Raw genomic sequence first — 1,678 nt, 5'->3', positions numbered from 1 at the left:
TGAACTGCACCCCGTCAAGTAGACAGTGGAAATAATAAAAATGATCTAAGCGGCTTTAGCTCTATATTCCATAGGGCTAAGGCCGTTTAGTCGTTTTTGATATCTATTATGATTATAAAAATGAATGTAATCATCTATCGCTTTGGAAAGCTCTTCAAATGTCTCATACTTATTTAAATAATACTTCTCACATTTGAGTGTTCCCCAAAAAGATTCCATTGGTCCATTATCAATACATCTACCGACTCGCGACATACTTTGTGTCATCTCTGCTTTATCTATCCTGCGTTTAAACCCATGAGAAGTATACTGGAACCCACGATCACTATGGATAAGCGGATGGTCCCCAGCCAAAAGCTCTGTGGCTTGGTCAAGCGTCTTGAACACAAGGTTATTATTATTGGAATGTCCTAAAACATAACTAACAATTGATCCATCATACAGGTCAAGAATAGCGCCTAAATAAGACTTTTTTGAGGAACCATATTTGAATTCCGTGACATCCGTTACCCATTTTTCATTTGGCTTTTCCGCCGTGAACTCACGATTCAACACATTCTCCGCCACATGTTGAGGGGTAGAGCGCTTATAAGGTTTTTTCTTTCTTCGAATGACAGATTGTATTCTAGATATTTTCATCAATCTATAAATACGTTTATGATTAAAATTCTGATTAAACTTACGATTTATGTTCAACGTCATTCGACGGTATCCGTAGATACCATCAAGTTCCTCATGGAGTGACTTTATCTCTTTTATGATTGCTTCATTCTGAAGATCTCGAGCAGAAGGCGTACGATTAAGCCACTTATAGTAAGCGCCTCTAGAAATTCCGGAGATTTCACATAGTAGAATAATAGCTAGATTCTCTTCCTCATGAAGTTCTTGAATAGCGGTATATTTATCTTCAAATCGGATTTGGCTTATTTTCGCCTCCTTTCGATTTCCTCTAACTTTTTTAAAAATAAATTCTCTGCACGTAACCGTTCATTTTCCCGTTTTAACCTTTTCATCTCTAGTCTGATTTTCTCTTCTGGAGATAGTTCCGCTTCTACTTTATTTCTTCCACGTTTATCTTTAAGAGCTTCATCTCCACCATTTTCATACTTCTTAACCCACTGATATACCTGTTGATAGGAAACTTCATAAGTCTCCGCAGCTTTCTGATAATCTTTCCCGTTCTCTATACAATATAAGACCACTTGAATTCGTTCTTCCCAGATTGTTGATCTTCCTTTAGTCATAGATTGGCTCATCCCCTTGGCAGTTGCCTTAATTTCTCTATGACTATTATTATACTTATTAATCCATTTCCTAAGGGTAGAAGTTGATGATATTCCATACTTTCTTGCAACTTCTCTAAGGGAATATTCTCCAGACTGATAGTCTCCTATAGCGGAAAACTTTAGTTCTTTAGAGTATTCTTTCCAGGTTGAGGACTCTTTAAGACCTTCTGTTCCATATTCTTCAAAATTATATTTCCAATCAATAATTGTGGATTTGTTCACCTTATAGATTTTAGTAATTTCGTTTAACGAATATTTCCCCTCTATATACGCTGTTAAGATTTCAAACTTTTCCTCAGCTGAATAAGCTCTTTTAGACATAATAAATACTCCCCTTAAGAGTAGCCAGATTTTTTATTTTTTAATCTGTCTACCTTAAGGGGAGCATATCA

The 1,678-nt window shown here is 36.1% G+C and carries 1 protein-coding gene; it reads right to left on the bottom strand.

The genetic code is table 11. The features are described 5' to 3' along the window. Positions 1-45 precede the first annotated feature (45 nt). Positions 46-1,607, bottom strand: a protein-coding gene (locus ACFVSW_RS27870; protein ID WP_387319873.1) for an IS3 family transposase whose coding sequence is annotated in 2 segments (ribosomal slippage) — positions 46-962 and positions 962-1,607 — 1,563 coding nt in all. Because the reading frame shifts where the segments join, the coding sequence is not laid out codon by codon here. Between the last annotated feature and the right edge of the window lie 71 nt (positions 1,608-1,678).

This window comes from Neobacillus sp. NPDC058068 (assembly GCF_042885335.1).
In the GTDB taxonomy this organism is placed as follows: Bacteria; Bacillota; Bacilli; order Bacillales; family Cytobacillaceae; genus Neobacillus.
The sequence above is the reverse complement of the archived record's forward strand: the minus strand, read 5'-3'. Positions and strand labels throughout refer to the sequence as shown.